17 protein-coding genes are annotated in these 16960 nt (G+C 49.5%); 8 read left to right on the top strand and 9 right to left on the bottom strand.

All coding sequences use genetic code 11. From position 1 onward, the window contains the following. The first annotated feature begins 69 nt into the window (after positions 1-69). Positions 70-708, top strand: a complete 639-nt coding sequence (locus H6F90_RS28775) for a sporulation/spore germination protein (RefSeq protein ID WP_190555366.1) — start codon at positions 70-72, stop codon at positions 706-708. 12 nt (positions 709-720) lie between these two features. Here H6F90_RS28775 and H6F90_RS28780 read toward each other — a convergent pair whose 3' ends face one another. Continuing rightward, positions 721-1413, bottom strand: a complete 693-nt coding sequence (locus H6F90_RS28780; RefSeq protein WP_370588122.1) for a DNA-3-methyladenine glycosylase — start codon at positions 1411-1413, stop codon at positions 721-723. 71 nt (positions 1414-1484) lie between these two features. Between H6F90_RS28780 and H6F90_RS31270 the strand changes: the two genes are divergently transcribed. Together H6F90_RS31270 and H6F90_RS28785 are read left to right on the top strand one after the other, a co-directional pair. After that, positions 1485-1607 carry a hypothetical protein gene (locus H6F90_RS31270; RefSeq protein ID WP_255525089.1) on the top strand — a complete coding sequence of 41 codons (123 nt, stop codon included), beginning with the start codon at positions 1485-1487 and terminating at the stop codon, positions 1605-1607. 268 nt (positions 1608-1875) lie between these two features. Then, on the top strand, positions 1876-3669 hold the full coding sequence (locus H6F90_RS28785; RefSeq protein WP_370588123.1) for an MBL fold metallo-hydrolase: 1794 nt from the start codon (positions 1876-1878) through the stop codon (positions 3667-3669). A 118-nt stretch (positions 3670-3787) separates the two neighbouring features. Here the strand turns inward: H6F90_RS28785 and H6F90_RS28790 are convergent, their stop codons facing one another. The 4 genes from H6F90_RS28790 to H6F90_RS28805 all read right to left on the bottom strand — a co-directional run bounded on the left by H6F90_RS28790 (position 3788) and on the right by H6F90_RS28805 (position 6508). After that, positions 3788-4096 (bottom strand): DUF6679 family protein, encoded by a 309-nt coding sequence (locus tag H6F90_RS28790; protein WP_190438310.1) that lies wholly within the window; start codon positions 4094-4096, stop codon positions 3788-3790. A gap of 79 nt (positions 4097-4175) precedes the next feature. Continuing rightward, positions 4176-4406 (bottom strand): hypothetical protein, encoded by a 231-nt coding sequence (locus H6F90_RS28795; protein ID WP_190555367.1) that lies wholly within the window; start codon positions 4404-4406, stop codon positions 4176-4178. A gap of 471 nt (positions 4407-4877) precedes the next feature. Continuing rightward, positions 4878-5717, bottom strand: coding sequence for an alpha/beta fold hydrolase (locus H6F90_RS28800; RefSeq protein WP_190555368.1), 840 nt, complete (start codon positions 5715-5717; stop codon positions 4878-4880). 68 nt (positions 5718-5785) lie between these two features. After that, positions 5786-6508: a 1-acyl-sn-glycerol-3-phosphate acyltransferase gene (locus H6F90_RS28805; RefSeq protein ID WP_190555369.1), complete on the bottom strand. Its 723-nt coding sequence runs from the start codon at positions 6506-6508 to the stop codon at positions 5786-5788. A gap of 431 nt (positions 6509-6939) precedes the next feature. Here H6F90_RS28805 and metG point away from each other — a divergent pair, with 431 nt between their 5' ends. The 3 genes from metG (at position 6940) to lptC (ending at position 10591) form a co-directional block, all read left to right on the top strand. Further along, a complete protein-coding gene (metG, locus tag H6F90_RS28810) occupies positions 6940-8541 on the top strand; it encodes a methionine--tRNA ligase (protein WP_190555370.1) in 1602 nt (533 codons plus the stop codon). Positions 8542-8644: 103 nt separating this feature from the next. Then, positions 8645-9250: an NYN domain-containing protein gene (locus tag H6F90_RS28815; protein ID WP_190438321.1), complete on the top strand. Its 606-nt coding sequence runs from the start codon at positions 8645-8647 to the stop codon at positions 9248-9250. A gap of 171 nt (positions 9251-9421) precedes the next feature. Further along, the gene (gene lptC, locus H6F90_RS28820) at positions 9422-10591 is read left to right on the top strand and encodes an LPS export ABC transporter periplasmic protein LptC (protein ID WP_190555371.1); all 1170 of its coding nucleotides are present in this window, start codon (positions 9422-9424) and stop codon (positions 10589-10591) included. Positions 10592-10600: 9 nt separating this feature from the next. Here lptC and H6F90_RS28825 read toward each other — a convergent pair whose 3' ends face one another. Continuing rightward, the gene (locus tag H6F90_RS28825) at positions 10601-12028 is read right to left on the bottom strand and encodes a D-alanyl-D-alanine carboxypeptidase (protein ID WP_190555372.1); all 1428 of its coding nucleotides are present in this window, start codon (positions 12026-12028) and stop codon (positions 10601-10603) included. Between the two features lie 92 nt (positions 12029-12120). On the opposite strand from H6F90_RS28825, the gene H6F90_RS28830 reads away from it, so the two are divergent. Together H6F90_RS28830 and H6F90_RS28835 are read left to right on the top strand one after the other, a co-directional pair. Further along, complete coding sequence (locus H6F90_RS28830) at positions 12121-12777, top strand: cofactor assembly of complex C subunit B (RefSeq protein WP_190555373.1); 657 nt, start codon at positions 12121-12123, stop codon at positions 12775-12777. Between the two features lie 26 nt (positions 12778-12803). Then, entirely contained in the window at positions 12804-13319 is a 516-nt protein-coding gene (locus H6F90_RS28835; protein WP_190555374.1) for a DUF456 domain-containing protein, read from the top strand. Positions 13320-13460: 141 nt separating this feature from the next. Here H6F90_RS28835 and rfbB read toward each other — a convergent pair whose 3' ends face one another. The 3 genes from rfbB to H6F90_RS28850 form a co-directional block, all read right to left on the bottom strand. Beyond that, positions 13461-14570, bottom strand: a complete 1110-nt coding sequence (gene rfbB, locus H6F90_RS28840; RefSeq protein ID WP_190555375.1) for a dTDP-glucose 4,6-dehydratase — start codon at positions 14568-14570, stop codon at positions 13461-13463. Positions 14571-14593: 23 nt separating this feature from the next. After that, complete coding sequence (rfaE1, locus tag H6F90_RS28845; protein ID WP_190555376.1) at positions 14594-15616, bottom strand: D-glycero-beta-D-manno-heptose-7-phosphate kinase; 1023 nt, start codon at positions 15614-15616, stop codon at positions 14594-14596. A 69-nt stretch (positions 15617-15685) separates the two neighbouring features. Further along, a complete protein-coding gene (locus H6F90_RS28850; protein WP_190555377.1) occupies positions 15686-16891 on the bottom strand; it encodes an energy transducer TonB in 1206 nt (401 codons plus the stop codon). Positions 16892-16960 lie beyond the last annotated feature (69 nt).

The raw sequence follows: 16960 nt of genomic DNA on the forward strand, positions 1-16960 counted from the left end.
ATGCTAACCCTCTCCTGCTTCTGGCGGTAGAGTCCGGTTGAAGTTTATGGAATCACAGGTAAGAAGACGATGAAATTTTATAAAGTATCTTTAATAGTTTTGCTAGCTGGTAGTTTGTGTTTAGGCATCAGCAGTTGTGATACGCCTCCCAGCGAAGAAGGCGATCGCACCCGCTCATCTCCGCCCAACTCCACCGCAGCGAACTCAACTATTCAACCAGCCGCCTCAGTTCCAAGGGCAATGCCAACCCCTACGACTAGCCCTTCCTCAGCGACTTCAACTCCAGCCGCTCGCAGCCAACCGCTAAATGCACCCGCTAAAACCGTGGCGGCAACCACAACGGCTCAGACTCAAAATACAGTCCCTGTGACGATCTACAAGGTGGATGGTCAATGCCAAAACTTGGTGCCGCAAAAAGTAACGGTGTCAGCTCAGAAACCGCTGGAGGCAGCAGTTAGTAAAACCCTAGCGCAATGGGATACTGCTGATTTTAGTTTGACAGGCTATCGGGTCAGCGTTGATCCAGACAGTCGGGTTGCGACTGTGGATCTGCGCGTCAGCCCAAGCTCGAAACGGCAACTAGAGTCGCTCTCTAGCTGTGAGCAATTAGCTTTGTTGGGGGCAGTAAATAAAACCTTGACTGCCAATCCGCAGTGGAAAATTGAGTCTGTTCGCTTTACAGAGCAAGGAGAAGAAGTGGTGCTTTAGAAGGCGCAAACTCTAGAGTTTGGAGACAGCAGGGCACTGTTTGACATACCAGCGCCAAGGAAGATCAGTCCCTTGGGTTAAGCCAATCCGGGTGGTTTGTACCAACGCGATCGCCCCTTGCTCGAAATCTTGTTGCCAGTTGGGTTGACGATGCCCCAGCCAGAGGGGTTGGCCTAGAGCGAATGGCAAAGCCGTCAAACTTAAGTCAATTTGGAAGGCACGGCAAAGTTTTCCGGGTCCGGCGGCTACTCGGTCTAGTTTGCGTTCTTTGAGGGGGTCGATTCCCGGAGGCATAGCATCCAACTGCAAAGCCCGGATTAATACAGCGCTAGGGACGCCATCTAGATCAGTGACTACATTCAGACAGTGATACATGCCGTAAATCAGATAAACATAGCTTAGCCCTGCGGGACCAAACATCACAGAATTCCGAGTGGTCTGTCGTCGGTAGGCATGACAAGCAGGATCTCCGGGTGCATAAGCTTCTGTTTCTACAATCAAGCCACGCAACACGGTACCATCCGCAGTTTGTCTAATCAAGGTGCACCCTAAGAGATCGGGGGCTACCTCTGTAGAAGGACGAGCCAGCCAAGTGGGCTGAATAAACTGGGCAGTGGAAATCGAACTCGGGGAGATTGTGTCAAAAATGTTGCGATCGCTAAGATCTTGATTGGTTTGTTCTACAATGCCGTCAAGTTTGGTCACTGAATTCCTACTTCACATTCCATAAGGTACTGAATTTAAGCCTGATATTGCTGTTTACCTGGTTTATAAATATGGACGTTAAATTAATTTTGGCCGTTCTCACCGTTGTATTTACCATTTCCTGTCTATTCTTTGGCACCCAAAACGGCTTTTACGATTCAGACAATTACCACGGAAATGGTTCCGCTCACTAATAGCGGCTAACTGCTATAGAGTTGATTTAATTCACATTTTACTGGCACGAGATAGCATCAAGGTAAGGGCAGAGTGTGCTGCCCTAAGCTGAGAGTAGAAGTATCAGAATTTGGGTTTTTAGCGTTCCCTAGTTAAAACCCAAGTTTTGCTATATCTAGCCTACATTCGCAACTATGCTAATTTTTTGTGGCTAAAGAAATATTGGTTGCCCTCAGAAAATCCGGCACACTTCTCTGATTTTGGGTTCTACGGAGATGTAATACGGACGTGGTTGAGCTGGAATGTTTGCCCTATGGTGCTGGTCAAGCAGGTGAAGGCGTCTGCTTACTAGTACGGATGGGACCTTATCGGATTTTGCTAGATTGCGGTCTGCAAGATGTTTCGCCTCTGGTCGTAGATGCCGATCGCTCGCTGCCTGCCGATTTGGTTTTATGCACACATGCCCACCTAGACCATGCCAGAGGTCTCTTGGCGCTGCACCAGGCGTTTCCACAACTTCCTATCTATGCTAGCGAAGTTACCACCGAATTGTTGCCCTTCAACTGGCCAGAGCTAGATCCAGCTGAGATTCCGCCTTTCTGCCAAGCCTTGCCGTGGCGATCGCCGATTGAGTTTCAAGAAGGGTTGACGGCTGAGTTATGGCCCGCAGGTCATCTTCCAGGGGCCGCAGCATTCTTACTCACCTACACCACACCACACCGTACCTACACGGTTTTTTACACGGGAGACTGCTTCCTTTCTAATTCTCGTTTAGTCGAAGGGTTTCCGCTGGAAGAGTTGCGGGGGTTGCGGCCTGACGTGTTGATTGTCGAAGGCAGTTATGGAACTTCGCGGCATCCACGTCGCCGTCAGCAAGAAAATCAATTAGCCGAACGAGTCAGCCAAGCCATTACAGAGGGCTATTCTGTGTTGCTGCCTACGCCTACTTTAGGGTTAGGGCAAGAGTTGCTGATGTTGCTGCGAAGCCATCACCACTTTACGGGACGTGACCTCAATATTTGGGTCAGTGGCACTGTGGCGGCTGCTTGTGATGCTTATATTCAATTGCTGCCACATCTGCCTACGACTGTGCAGAATTTTGCTCAACATCAACCTTTGTTTTGGGATGAGCGAGTTCGTCCACGAGTACGACGGCTGCACACCGACCCTATCGGCACCGCTGAGGAGTTGAGAACCGGGGATTTACAACCTCCTTGTATTATTCTCACCGACGCAACTGCCGACTTGAGCCAGTACTGCCGTCCTGGAAATGGGCCTTGGCTGCTAATGCTGCCCCAGCAGTTAGTCACAATTCACTCATCCTCGGACGAGCCATTCTTAGCTGAGCGATCGCAGCGTCATCGTCAATTGGTATTGTCACAGTCGAGGACCGTTGAGAAGAAACTGCAAGCCGAGATCCGATCGGGTCGCCTAGCCGTAGAAACCTACCTACTTGCTGATCACTGCGATGGACCAGGCACTACCCAGCTGATCCACAATTTACGGCCTCAGCATGTGGTGTTCGTACACAGTTCTCCTACCTACTTGTCCGATCTGACTAGTCTGGATGAGCTGCATAACCGCTATCACCTGCATTCCCCCGCATCGGGCACGGTAGTTGAGTTGCCAGTCGGCGAAACGTTTTTGCAACCTGCCGCACCCGAAACCAGTTATGAGGGTGAGCTAACCGAGCTAGGCACTGTAGTCACTATTACGCTACCCGATGCCATCACGGTGGATACTCGGTGGCACAATTTTGCCGATACGGGTCTGATTGAAGCTCGTTGGCAGGGGGAGGAACTCGTGCTACGTGGTTTGCCTCAATGGGAGCTATTAACCCAAGGTAGCGATCGCCCTGCTCCAGTGACACTAGATTGTTGTGGCAACTGTCAGCACTACCGAGGTCAGCGGTGCTGGAATCAAACTTCGCCTCTGTTCGACTTCAAAGTTGCCCCTGAAGGGTACTGCCCTGTTTTTGAGCCCATTCACCCTGAGTCCCCTAGCTCCAGCTCGCCTCTGAGCAACACCTTGACAGGAGATCTAGAGGGGCTAAACAGTGACGACGAACCAGAACTCAACTAAGGCGATATATCAGGTGCGCAGGTAAGCTGGCAACCAGGGATTAGCAGTGGTTTAAAGCAAAAAGACAGGCTGAGGAGCCTGCCTTAAAGTTGATCAGAAACCTACATCAGGTCAGGTCCTAATCTGGGTTGGAGTCAGGATGATTACGAATTTGCTCTGCTTCAGGACAGTCATCGGAAACTAAAGGTTCGACATCGCCTCTGGGGACTGTGGCTAGCTTCTGGGTCACAGCACCGATGCTTTCTAGCCGCACCATCTCCTCCCAGGAGCACATTTCATCCTCTTCTTCAGTTTCGTAGCGAAGCGTAACTAAATCTCCCTCAATATCAAGAATGCGTGCGCGTTCAATCCAGCGCTGCTGGTCCCGCAAGAAGATCCAGACTTCGCGACCATCTGAACAGAGCTGATAGATCTTGCGGTGTAGCATGTTTGGTTTCTCCTGAGCACCTAACTCTTCGAATACTTAATCAATTGCCGTAGCTTTACTCGAATCAATGCTGTCGCCCTCAATGTGTAGCACCCAAACCTAACAGGGGTTTTGGCTGACTTTGAAAGCGTCCAATGGGTGATTGGAAGTGAGCATTGCTGAGTTGTTGCCTGCCTGCCTGTAAGGTGCAGTTAATAGCAGGTAGCCCTTGATTGATGTGATTTGAAAATTTAGCAAGTTGAGCCTGAATCAAATGGAAGAGAGTAGTTTGGAAACGTTCTTGGAGATGGATGGTACCTGTTACAGTCATTATCCAAGGTTGTTAAGAAATAATTCAGCGAGAGCGCGAATGAAGCCGTTTGCCGGGAAGTGTGGAGGAGCTGCTGAAAGACATTATGGTTTCAACCGTCAATGCTGCTGAGGGGCAAACGTAACTTCTTACCAGCAATCTGGCCAGTGATCTGGAACACTGAGTTTCCATCATTCTAGCGACTGTTGAGCAGAGTTTGCGGTTTCCAGAAGGGATTTACCAAAAAATTGCACTTTAGGCGAAAAGTGAATTGGTTTCATGAATATTTTCTCCCTTCAGGAATGAGGTGAATTCGAGAGCCACACCAAGCTTTAAGAGGTTGATGCGATCGCCATGACCGACACTTGAGCTTGCGCTTTGAAGTCTAGCAATACACCCTAGTTGAGGTAGTAGCAGACTAACCTGCCTCAATCCTCGCATAATATGAACTTCAGTCTACTGCCAAGCAGATCCAGATTTTTAGCTTAAAAGTTAGGACTGCACACCCAAACCTGAAATAGAGGCTGGTAAAGTCAGGTCGTCTTGATACATCAAAAAATTATGCTGACGCATAATCTCGTAAAGATTGACATTTGCTTCTAAGAGGCAGGCGTGACCACTATCGGGCAGAACCACCGTTGTGACGTTTGGCAAAACTGCTGCTAAGCGCTCTGCCTCGGCTAAGGAAGGTAGCAGGCGATCGGCGGCACTGGCTAAGAGTAAAACAGGTTGTGTGAGACAACGCAGTTGGTCATCGGCAATGTCAAACTCATTGAGCAGAGAGAGACGCCAGATGGAAGTTTTTTGCGGGACTGACTGCACCGCCGTGAGCAGCGCTTGGCGATCTTCCGGTAGTATGCGCCCAAAGGATGCTAGAAACGGCAGCAATCCTACCGATGAGATTTGGTACCAAGTTTCTGGCAACCAACGAGTCAAAGATGAACCCCACTGAATCCAAGGCCGCCGTTTAAAGGACGAAGCTGGATTGACGAGCACGAGCCGATCAAAGAGTTGAGGAGCTTGAGTGGCAACTCGAAGCGCTAGACAGCCACCGAAGGACTCACCGCAGAGGTAGACCGCCCGTGGTTGCTCCTGTTTGGCAATTTCTTCTTGAATCAAATTGATGACTTTGGTGGCTAAGACATCCCAGTTAGTTAGATCATCGGGAGGAATGGCTAAGCAGCGGATATCAAAGCTGGTCTCTAGTCCTGAAGTTTGCGATCGCAAAAGTTGCCCAGTCCCATCCATACCCGGTAGGAACACAAACAGGGAATGGTGAGGATTCAGCCGCCTGGGCGTGAGAAAACAGATTTGGCTCTTGACTTCCTGCATTTTCTGAGGGAGATGAGAATTAGTAAATTCCAGCTGGAGCGTTGAGCAGCAGCCTCAGGTAGGCGGCTTTAGTAGCAACCTTGAGCAAGTAACTGGTCAATTTCGACGTGACAGTAGTTGGTTAAGTCAGCGACAACTGTTTTGGCATCCTTGCCGCGGTAATGTTGGCGTTCAGAGGCTTTGACCCAGTGTGGCCGACCAATGAAGACGTTGACCCGATGGTAGATTACCAAAGGATGCCAACCATTTTGGTCAAATAAAGGCTCTGACGGATCGATCAGGCTTAATAATTTCAGCGGAACCCCTGCACCATTGCTTTCCTCGCAGGAGGCGATCGCGACAGGCAACACGGCCAAATTCTGAATTGGAGCGCGCAAAGCCAGGTGAGCAAAGCCTCGATGGAACTCTCCAGTTTTTTGAGGATGAGTCGCTTGCACCATAGGCTCTCCTCCTTCAGGAAACACCCCAATCATTTGAGGGGACTGGAGTAGTTGACTAGCCTGCCGAAAGAAACTCTGTTGTCGATGTTCCAGCGAATCTAAAGGAAAACAGCCTAATAGTTTGACGAGTTCCCGCATCACTGGCACTTGGTCCATATAGTGATGGCAGGCAAACCGAATGGGGCGATTAACTGCGGCCATCAGGATCGGAGCATCCATAAAACTGCGGTGGTTGCTCACTACCAAGACAGCGCTATTCCGAGGAACCAAATTCTCATGGTAGAGAAACATGCGAGTTCCTAAGGCAGTTAGCAGCCAGCGAGAAATTTGCAGTGGGCTATTTGAAGACATTGGAGAAAATAAACGCCTCAATCCTTACTTAATGACAGTGTTAACATTGCTTTACTCGGCTTGACACATGTCTTAGAGTAGAAACTAACGAGTCTAGCTAAGTAAAGAGTTGCGGCTAGCCCTGCTGCTTCTACCCAACGAGGCAGACTGAAAACTTAACCCGCTTACGAGCTAGAACTCCTTGTCGCGTAAAGTGGCAAGGTATAGCTGCTTTATTTCAATTGATTTAAGGTTCTGTAACCTTTTTTAAGTAAAGTTTACGGTTAAGATAGTAAGTAACTTCAGCTTTGTCACCTTAATTATATTTTTGTTTGATTCTAGACTTATTAATTAAAGCTAATTAGCCTAGATCAAAGAGCAGATAAAGGACTTATTTGCAGGTGCTCATGTATGATTAAAAACGGATTTAATGTATTGTATTTTTCTCTTCCATGATTTCTATCGATACGAATAAAGAAAAATTTGCTCTTACAACACCTCTTTATTATGTAAATGATTTACCGCATATTGGCAGCGCTTACACCACGATCGCCGCAGACGTAATTGCGCGCTTTCAAAGATTGCAAGGTAAATCAGTTTTACTAATTACAGGTACTGATGAACATGGGCAGAAAATCCAGCGTACGGCTGAAGCGCTAGGGCGATCGCCGCAAGCACATTGTGATGAAGTTTCAGCTGGGTTCTCTCAGCTCTGGCAGCAACTCAATGTTCAGTGCGATCGCTTTATTCGTACCACTGACCCACGCCACGCCGCCATTGTCAAAGAGTTCTTCCAACGGGTGTGGGAGCGCGGCGACATCTATTTAGGCCAACAGAAAGGTTGGTACTGTGTTTCTTGCGAAGAATTCAAAGAAGAGCGAGATTTATTAGAAGGTCATCGTTGTTCTATTCACCAACGCGAGACTGAATGGCGTGACGAGCAAAATTACTTCTTTCGGCTATCGAACTATCAAACCAAATTAGAAGAACTTTACCAACAGCAACCAAATTTTATTCAACCAGAAATTCGCCGTAACGAAGTGCTCAGTTTCGTGAGCCAAGGGCTAAAGGATTTTTCGATTTCTCGCGTCAATTTAGACTGGGGATTCCCGGTACCCAACGATCCTGGTCATACCCTGTATGTGTGGTTTGATGCCTTATTAGGTTATGTAACGGCTTTGCTGGACCCGGACAGCGAACCCACCCTAGAAAATGCCTTAGCCCATTGGTGGCCGATCAATTTGCATTTGATTGGCAAGGATATCTTACGCTTTCATGCAGTTTATTGGCCTGCCATGCTGATGTCAGCCGAGGTACCCTTACCAGGGCGCTTGTTTGGGCATGGCTTTTTGACTAAAGACGGTCAAAAAATGGGCAAAAGCTTGGGCAACACGATCGACCCAGTGGCCTTGGTTAATCGGTATGGCTCAGACGCAGTGCGTTACTATTTCCTCAAGGAAATCGAGTTTGGCCGAGATGGCGACTTCAATGAAACCCGTTTCATCAATATTTTGAATGCTGACTTGGCTAACGACTTAGGCAACTTGCTAAATCGGACCTTGAAGATGGTCTATAAGTACTGTGATGGCAAGATTCCCGCTGTCGTGGGCGCAGAGGTTGCTGCTGATCATCCGTTGAAGGCAATTGGCGTAACTCTAGGCGATCGCGCGTCCCAAGCTTACCAAGCCCTAGCATTCAGTGAAGCCTGTGAAGCCATTCTGGCTCTGGTGAGAATGGGCAACAAATTTATTGATGAACAAGCTCCCTGGAGTCTCTATAAGCGAGGAGAGCAACAAGCAGTCGAGCAAGTACTCTATTCAGTTCTAGAATCGGTCAGGCTTGCCGCTTATCTCTTGTCGCCAATCATTCCGAATGTCAGTGGTGCCATCTACCAGCAGCTCGGGTTTGTTGTAGATTTTAATGATCGAAGTTTAATTGATGTTTCGCTGCCGTTTGTGACCCATGCTACCTGGGGAATACTACCTGGTAATCAATCCTTAGGTGACGCTAAACCTGTGTTTCAACGCTTAGAGGCTCCGGAAGCAGTGATCTAAGGTCAGTCTAAGCAGACAGTGTTAGCAAACAGTGCTACGGTCATCAATAGGTGAACTAATGAAACATCAATTTTTTTCATAATAAAAAAGAGGTATAACAACAATGTTGAACAATTTAGAAAGCAATACTGTATTCACCCCAGAACAAGTTCTAGAGAATCGGGGTCGAGTGGCCATTTTTATTGATGGCTCTAATCTGTTTTATGCCGCGTTGCAGTTAGGGATTGAAATTGATTACACCAAACTGCTTTGTCGTCTGACGGCGGGTTCTCGCTTATTACGGTCATTTTTCTATACAGGGGTCGATCGCACCAACGAAAAACAGCAAGGCTTTTTGTTGTGGATGCGTCGCAATGGCTACCGAGTGATCTCTAAGGATTTGGTGCAGCTGCCAGATGGCTCTAAAAAAGCCAATTTGGATGTAGAAATTGCTGTAGATATGATGGCCTTGGTCGATTCCTACGATACGGCTGTTTTGGTGAGTGGCGATGGTGACTTAGCCTACGCGGTTAATGCCGTTAGTTACCGAGGTGTGCGGGTTGAAGTGGTCAGCCTCCGCTCCATGACCAGTGATAGCTTGATCAATGTGTCGGATCGCTATATTGATCTGGACAATATTAAGGAAGATATTCAAAAAACACCACGCCAAAGCTATACCTATCGGCCCCTCTCCGGTATTAGCATCGTTGAAGAGCCAGAGGAGCGGTAGGGAAACTGCCAACTCGGCGCAGTGTTAATGGCTGAGAAACGGCCATCTTGGATGAGGCCATCGTTTTACTGCTGTTAAAAGGCGATCGCGAGAAAAGTGCATCAGCGTCTAGAGTGGAACCAGAAGCCTACTGTATAGTCAATTCTGGTATTGAACACTTTGAGAATGCTGATGTCACTGCTGCCTCGCTTGAGACCCTCTAGCTTGCGCCGACACCCAATTTACTCCTCGCAGCTTGTGTGGTTGATCTTGCTGGTGGGTCTCAGTGCTTGTGGGGGACCCAAGAAAAGCCAAACGGTTGATAAGCTGGCTCAAGATAGTTCTGCGGTGCAGAATTTTGATAACAACTTGACGTTTAATGATGTCACCCTAGAGCAGGTAGACGAAAAAGGTCAGTTGCTATGGAAAGTCAAAGCCAAGCAAGCACGCTACAGTAAAGACCAAAAAATTGCTAACGTTCAAAGCCCTGCGGGTGAGTTGTTTCAGGATGGCAAGGCGGTCTACAAAATTCAGGCTCAGAGTGGCGAAGTCCGAAAAGACGGCCAAACTATCCTGCTGAAAGGGCAAATTGTCGCTACTGACATCCAAAGTGGGGCGATCGTTAAGGGTAATGAGCTGGAATGGCAGCCCAAAATCGATCTTTTGCTAGTTCGCAATAACATCACGGGCACTCATCCCCAATTCCAAGCCACGGCTAAAGAAGCCAAAGTATACAGTCGGGCGCGGCGGATGGAGTTTTTTGGTCAGGTAGCAGCTATGTCTAAAGATCCTGCTATGGGCTTTAAGAGCGAGCATTTGATTTGGGAAATTGCTAAGCAGTTAGTAGTGGTTGATAAGCCAGTCCAAATCGATCGCTATGTGGGGACTGTCGTGAGCGATCGCGCCGTAGCCGACCAAGCCGAAGTGCAGCTAAAAAACAAAGTCGCGACGCTGAAACAGAACGCTAAACTGTCTGTGGCTGACCCACCACTAGAAATTGCCAGCAATTCTCTAGTTTGGAACCTCAATGACCAAACAGTAGTTTCCGACCAGCGAGTTGATGTGTTGCACCGGGAGCAACTGGTCGCTATCACGGCCAATCAAGGACGTGGTAATCTGGAGCCGCGAATTTTTTACCTAACGGGAAATGTGCAAGGAAACGGACAGCGCAACCAATCCCAACTAGCAGCAGACAACCTCACTTGGTATATCCCGACGCAGCAAATTGAAGCCACAGGGAATGTGGTTTATAGCCAAGCGAATCCACCCTTTAACCTCAAAGGCCCCAAAGCTTCAGGAACTTTGCAAGACCAAAATATTGTGGTGAGTGGTGGACGAGTAGTGACGGAAATTATTCCCTAAGCTCGAACCTCAAACCTGGACCTTAAACAAAATTTGATTGCGCCTGTCATCGCCTAGTTGAAACTTTTGGTGCAGGGTCGGTGATGCTGCCTTGGGATTGCTAGGAGCAGTTGTAGTTCCCATTAGCTGAGTAGCGGCGGGTTCACTGCTGGAGGCTGGAGCTGAGAAATTGAGCGGTGTATTAGAGCCTGGTGCGCTGTTGGGAGCAATCTCAGCCACAACCGATTGATCGGCTCCCCACTGCTCTAGTAAATTTTGCAGCAGTTGGTCTTGGCGATTCCGCAACCCATCTAGGTCTTCGCCTCGATTCAAAATCGCAAACCAAATTAAGCCGCGATCGCGAGTAGGTAAGGCTCCTGCCAGAGTACTCACATCCCAAAGCGTCCCCGTTTTGACGACTGAGGCGACAGGAATATTGCGGTCTTCGAGCGTACCACCGTCGCGACCAGAGACGGGAAACAAGTCAGCTACACTCATCTGCTGAGGCTTCAAGTAATTTTCAATCGCCATAAACATGGCGCAAACAGCCCGTGGGGAAATTTGATTTTCTGGACCCAAACCAGAGCCATTAATCAGTTGAATTTCTGCTTGTGGCACCCCCGCAGCTTTGGCAGCCTGAGCGGCAACGACAGGCGCTCCTCCCACGGAAGCAGCTAACATCTCAGCCATCGGATTGTTGCTGTAGATGTTCATCTGTTTGAGGATTTGTGCAAGCGGTAGAGATTGGTGCCGTAACAAAGCAATTTGCTTAGGAATCGGCAAGGTAGCGACCTTCACATCGCCCGCGATCGCGACTTGAGGCTGAGGGGTGCCTTTGGGTAAGTTGAGGTGCTGTGCCTTGGCTTCCTCAGACCACAGTTGAGCATTTAACCCTTGCTTTAGCAACGTTCCTGCTAGCAAGGGATCAGTCTCATAGTTCATGGCGAAGTTGCCAGTGATTACTAGGCTGCCTGTGACTTGACGAATGCCCATGCGGTTCAGGGTATTGCCGAGGGCGATCGCTTCTTCCCAAACAAAGAAGGGGTCGTTATTGCCCTGAATTACCAAGTCTCCCTGTAACACTCCGTTCTGAATTGGTCCCGTGGCCCCGATCAACGTGTCAAATTGGTGGGCAGGCCCCCAAGTTTCTAGTGCTGCCAAAGAAGTCGCGACCTTGGTTAAAGAGGCCGCAGGTAGGGGTTGCGTTCCTTGGTGATTGGCCAACAGATTGTAGCCCACTTGCACCCAAACACCTTGGGTCGTCTCAGTCAGCCCTGTGGCGCTCAGACCTTGCAGATACTGTTTCACAGTTGCTTCGCCTGCTGGGTCAGGTTGGGCAGAAAAAACTAGGCCAGGTGTATTCCAAGACGCAAGCAAGCTATCGGGATTGATGGGTTGTGGCACATGGGCCATTTTGAACCAAAGCGAAACCAACCCAGAGCTGACTAATTCCAGCACTACTGATTTGCCTCCACACGGCTGAAGCTAAAACCAAGACGGAAACATTCTATCTATTACGATGGTGAATAGATAGAATCAGGCCCCAAGGCATGGCAAAACCCGACCAAAATCAAGTTTTACGTCGTTTACCCATTGTTGTGGGCGCTTTGGCAGGGACGTTGCTGCTGGTGAATCGCCTGCTTACGCCCAATTTAACGGATGCTCAAGCTCGTTCTGACGCTTTAGGCGTCATTCTTAGTGCCTTACTGATTCTAACTGGGTTGCTGTGGCAGCGCATTCAACCGCGATCGCCCGATGCCGTAAAGTTAGTCGGTGAAGAAGGACTCGAACTAGCTTCAAATCTGCCAGAAGCGGTGCGGCTAGAACTGGCTTGGGCCTCTCAGATTTTGCTCACTAATACCGTGACGCGATCGCTGGTGGTGTTGTATCAGGGGCGCGTCTTACTGCGGCGAGGAATTTTGGCGACCAATGCGGAGGTGAAGCCAGGCCCGATTCTGCAACGGGTCTTAGAGAAGCAAAAACCCGTTTATTTAGTCGATGTAAAAGCTTATCCTGGACGCATTGAGTTTGACTATTTGCCAGAAAATACTCAAGGTATTATTTGCCAACCCATTGGCAATCAAGGAGCTTTGATCCTGGCCGCCAATGCTCCGCGCAGCTATACCAAGCAGGACGAAAACTGGGTGGAGGCGATCGCCGACAAGCTAGACAATACTCTGAGTCATCATTTATCCGTCACTATTTAGAAGTTGCTCAACCTCGCGCTTAAACTATGACCGTACTCTATTGGCTGCTTGTAGCTGTAATGGTGCTTGGGGTAATTGGGGCCGTGGTCCCAGCTATCCCAGGCACCAGCTTGATTGTGGCTGCCATCGTTATCTGGGGCGTTATCCACGGATTTAGTACAGTGACCGTTCCCCTAGTGGTGGCGATCGGGGTGCTGGTGGTCAGCATGGGTGTAGATTTTCTGGCGAGCTTCTGGGGAGCCCAGCGTTTTGGAGCCAGCAAGTGGGGCCAGATTGGTGCAGTAGTAGGCTTGCTGCTCGGCTTTTTTGGCTTGCTGCCAGCGCTGCCCTTTGGTGGGCCATTGTTGGGAATTTTGATTGGTCCCTTACTGGGCGCGATCGTGGGTGAGTTGATTTATCGACGAGATTTTGTTGTAGCTGTCAAAGCTGGCATCGGGATTGTTGTCGGTTCGTTGATCGGTAACTTAATTCAAGGTTTGCTGGCATTAGGAGCTGTGATTGTGTTCCTTGTGACCACTTGGCCCCTGGGAGCAGTTACTTAACCTCAACGCCTACATGTCAACGCCTGGTAGGGGCATCCGTTGCGGATGTGTTGTGGGTGCCTTTTCACCATTGAGGGCATCCCTTGTGGGTGCCCCTACAATAGATCAAAAATTTTGTGTCTACGCAGCTATCAAGTAGGTTTAGGCGTAGACCTTGCGGTAATAGGCTTGATATTCCTCAGAGAGCAGAGGTCGCCACCAATTGGGGTGGTCTAAATACCATTGCACAGTTTTGCGTAAGCCTGCTGCAACCGTTTCTTGGGGAGTCCAGCCCAGCTCGGTTTTAATCTTGCTGGCATCAATGGCGTAACGGCGATCGTGCCCTGGGCGGTCTTTGACATACGTAATCAGCTGATGGCAAGGACGCACAGGTGAGTCGGGGGCCAGCTCGTCCATCAAGTCGCACAGCATGTGAACTAGGTCAATATTTTTGACTTCGTTATTGCCGCCAATATTGTAAGTTTCTCCTACCTGCCCTTGGTGAATCACGGTGTCTAAGGCGCGGCAATGGTCTTCTACGTAAAGCCAGTCACGCACGTTTTGACCATCACCATACACAGGTAACGACTTGCCCAGCAAAATGTTGATACACATCAAAGGAATCAACTTTTCTGGGAAGTGGTAAGGACCGTAATTGTTGGAGCAGTTAGTAATGAGGGTGGGCAGGTTGTAAGTGTGGTAGTAAGCGCGGGCGAAATGATCACTCCCTGCTTTAGAAGCCGAGTAAGGGCTGTTTGGAGCGTAGGGAGTGGTTTCGCTAAAGGCTGGATCGTCAGAGCCTAAGCTGCCATAAACTTCATCGGTAGAGACGTGCAAGAAGCGATAGTGGCTCGGTTTTTGGTGGGCTTCCCAATGGTGACGAAACGCCTCTAGAAGTGTGAAAGTGCCGACAACATTGGTGCGGACAAAAGCACCAGGCGATAGAATCGAGCGATCGACATGGGATTCGGCAGCGAGGTGAGCGATCGCATCAACTTTTTCTTGCTTCAGCAGAGCATCCAGCAACAAGCGATCGCAGATGTCTCCTTGAACAAAGCGAAAATTAGGCCGCTCCTCTAAACTTTCCAGGTTCCGCAGATTGCCAGCATAGGTCAGCGCATCCAGCACAATCACGCGATCTTCTGGATAGCGATCGCACCAGTAATGGACAAAATTGGAGCCAATAAACCCAGCTCCTCCCGTGATGATGATGCGGCGGGGATGACGGCGCTGAGATTTTTGGTCTGCTGTGCCTTTGCCTGTCTCTGTCATGTCGCTTGTTGTCTCCAGGTTACTTAGTTCAGTAAATTTTGTAAGGCTAGTTTAATTTCAGAGGTAGTGGTTGTAGCAGTTCCAAACTGCCGCACCACAATGCTGGCTGCTAAGTTACCTAGAACAGCGGCTTCCCATACCGATGCTCCTGCAGTTAACCCCAGAGTTAAAGCTGCTACGACAGTATCGCCTGCCCCAGTGACATCAAATACGTCAGTGCGGTTAAAAGCAGGAATATGAGATTCCTCCCCTGATTGCTCAAACAGGGTCATACCTGCTTCCCCACGGGTGATCAGAATATTTTGGGCCTCAGTTAAGTCTAAAAGATCACGTCCCGCTCGACTCAAATCCTGGGGAGTCGCGATCGCATAACCAACCGCTTGCTCCGCCTCCGGCAGGTTGGGCGTAAACAACAGGGCACCTCGATAGCGGTTCAGTTCTTTCTGAGTGTCCACAATCGTGCAAGGATGCTGCAAAGCTGCGGCAGTTACCAATTGGGTGAGAGTGCCATCCCCGTAATCTGAACAAACAACTGCATCTACGGTGTCTTGATGTTGCTGAATATACTGCGCTAATTGGAGCTGCAACTCTAGGTCTGGTGGCTCATCCGATTTGCGATCGACCCGCACAATCTGCTGCGTCACTGACTGACGAGCATGCCCAGAAATGCGAGTTTTAGTCACAGTGGGACGCTGGGCATCGACTAAGACTCCTTGAGTATCAATCCCAGCACTGGCGAAAATCTCGCGAATCACCTGTCCTTGCTCATCCTTGCCAATCAGCCCTACCGCTTTGACCTGGGCTCCCAACTGAGCAAAGTTATAGACCGCGTTCGCGCCGCCTCCCGGAACTTGCCTGGTATTTTCATGCCGAATAATCAGCACCGGAGCTTCGCGAGAAATCCGCTCTACTTGACCTGTGAGAAATTCGTCTAGGGTTAAATCTCCCACCACAAGAACCTTCGCCTGACTAAACTGCTCCAAGTAGTGAAACAGTTGGTCAGCCGCAGCGGTTAATTGCTTTGTAAACGAACGGTCTAAAGCCATATCTGCTGAAGCAGCCTAAGCTACCTGGAACAAACTTACAAAATTTGTTACACAAGTTCAAACAAAAACTTAGCTAGGGGGTGCTTCCTCTGAAGGGATATCAGCACAAGTATCACTGCTGTAGTTAAACGGTAGGCTGACTAAATACGGCTGAGACTCACCTGTTCCCTCAAACTCGTAGGCTCTGACTGCTTCTTCGGCCTTTTGGTTGAGCAGTCGGTAGCCAGCACTTTGAATCCGAGCAAGTTCACCCACAATTTTGCCATCAGCATCGACGACAACGCCAAACGTCGCTTGTCCGTTTAATTTCCGGGGACAGGCTGCTGTCGGGTAGCTCGGTTTTAACTCTAAACGCTTAAAGTCCTTCCCTGTTGATTGTGAGGTTTCCTCAGTCCAATCCGATAAAGTACCGGAGGCTTCCTCGTTGCTGGTACCTGTTGCGTCGTAAGCATAAAGTTCTTGCTGGCGTTGTTGGGCTTCACGCAGTCTCGCGATCGCCTCAGCAGGAATTTTATCTGGTCGGGGGCCAGGGGCGGAGGGAGGTGTGTTTGGGGCAGCAGCCTGCTCTGTCTCTGGAGGCAAAGCTTGAGTCGTAGCTGGAGGAGTGGTTTGTTCTGGTGAGTTGCTAGGAGGCTGGGGCTGTGGAGTTACTGGCTCAGAGGGGCTAAGGTCTGTGGGTGGGAAATTGATTGTCTCAGGAGCGCTGGCTTCTAGCTGTGGCAGTTGAGGTAGATTTTGGGATTGCAAAGCCTGAGAATTCTGCTGAATCGCATCTAGACCCGGTTGATCTTGAAAGGCGATCGTAGGTCTGGAAGATTGAGCGGGTTCCGAGATTCTAGGGGCTGGCGCATCGGGAATGGGAATTTGAGTCGTGGGAAGCCCTAAAGGAGCGGGTAGGGGCACGGACGGAGAAAAAGAAAAGCCTGAAGGGGGCGGTGCGAAGAGGGGAAGATTATACGGGGACGAACTAGAGCTAGGCAGTGAGTTAGACGACTGTAGGGACGGCAGGGATGGAAATAGGTTTGTGGTCTTGGGCAGAGGAGGCAAGGAAAGTTGGGGGGTAGCAAAGCTGGGTAAACGGCCTTGTTCTGCTGGCGTCAGCTCCACCAGTTTTACAGGTCTTTGCGCCTCAGATTCGGTGGTTTTTGAGGATAGAGGTAAAACAGGTAGAACAACCCAGAGCAGCCCGTGAACCCCGACGGAAGCAATAGCTGCAATCCCGCTGGGTTGGCGCAATACTTCGGGCAGAGACTTAATCAAGGACCAGTAAGACATAACCGTGACAATCCGCTCCGCTCAAGCATCAACAACCGACATCTCGTTTGGTACTAAAAAAGCACGCAC

Source organism: Trichocoleus sp. FACHB-591 (assembly GCF_014695845.1).
Lineage (GTDB): Bacteria > Cyanobacteriota > Cyanobacteriia > FACHB-46 > FACHB-46 > Trichocoleus.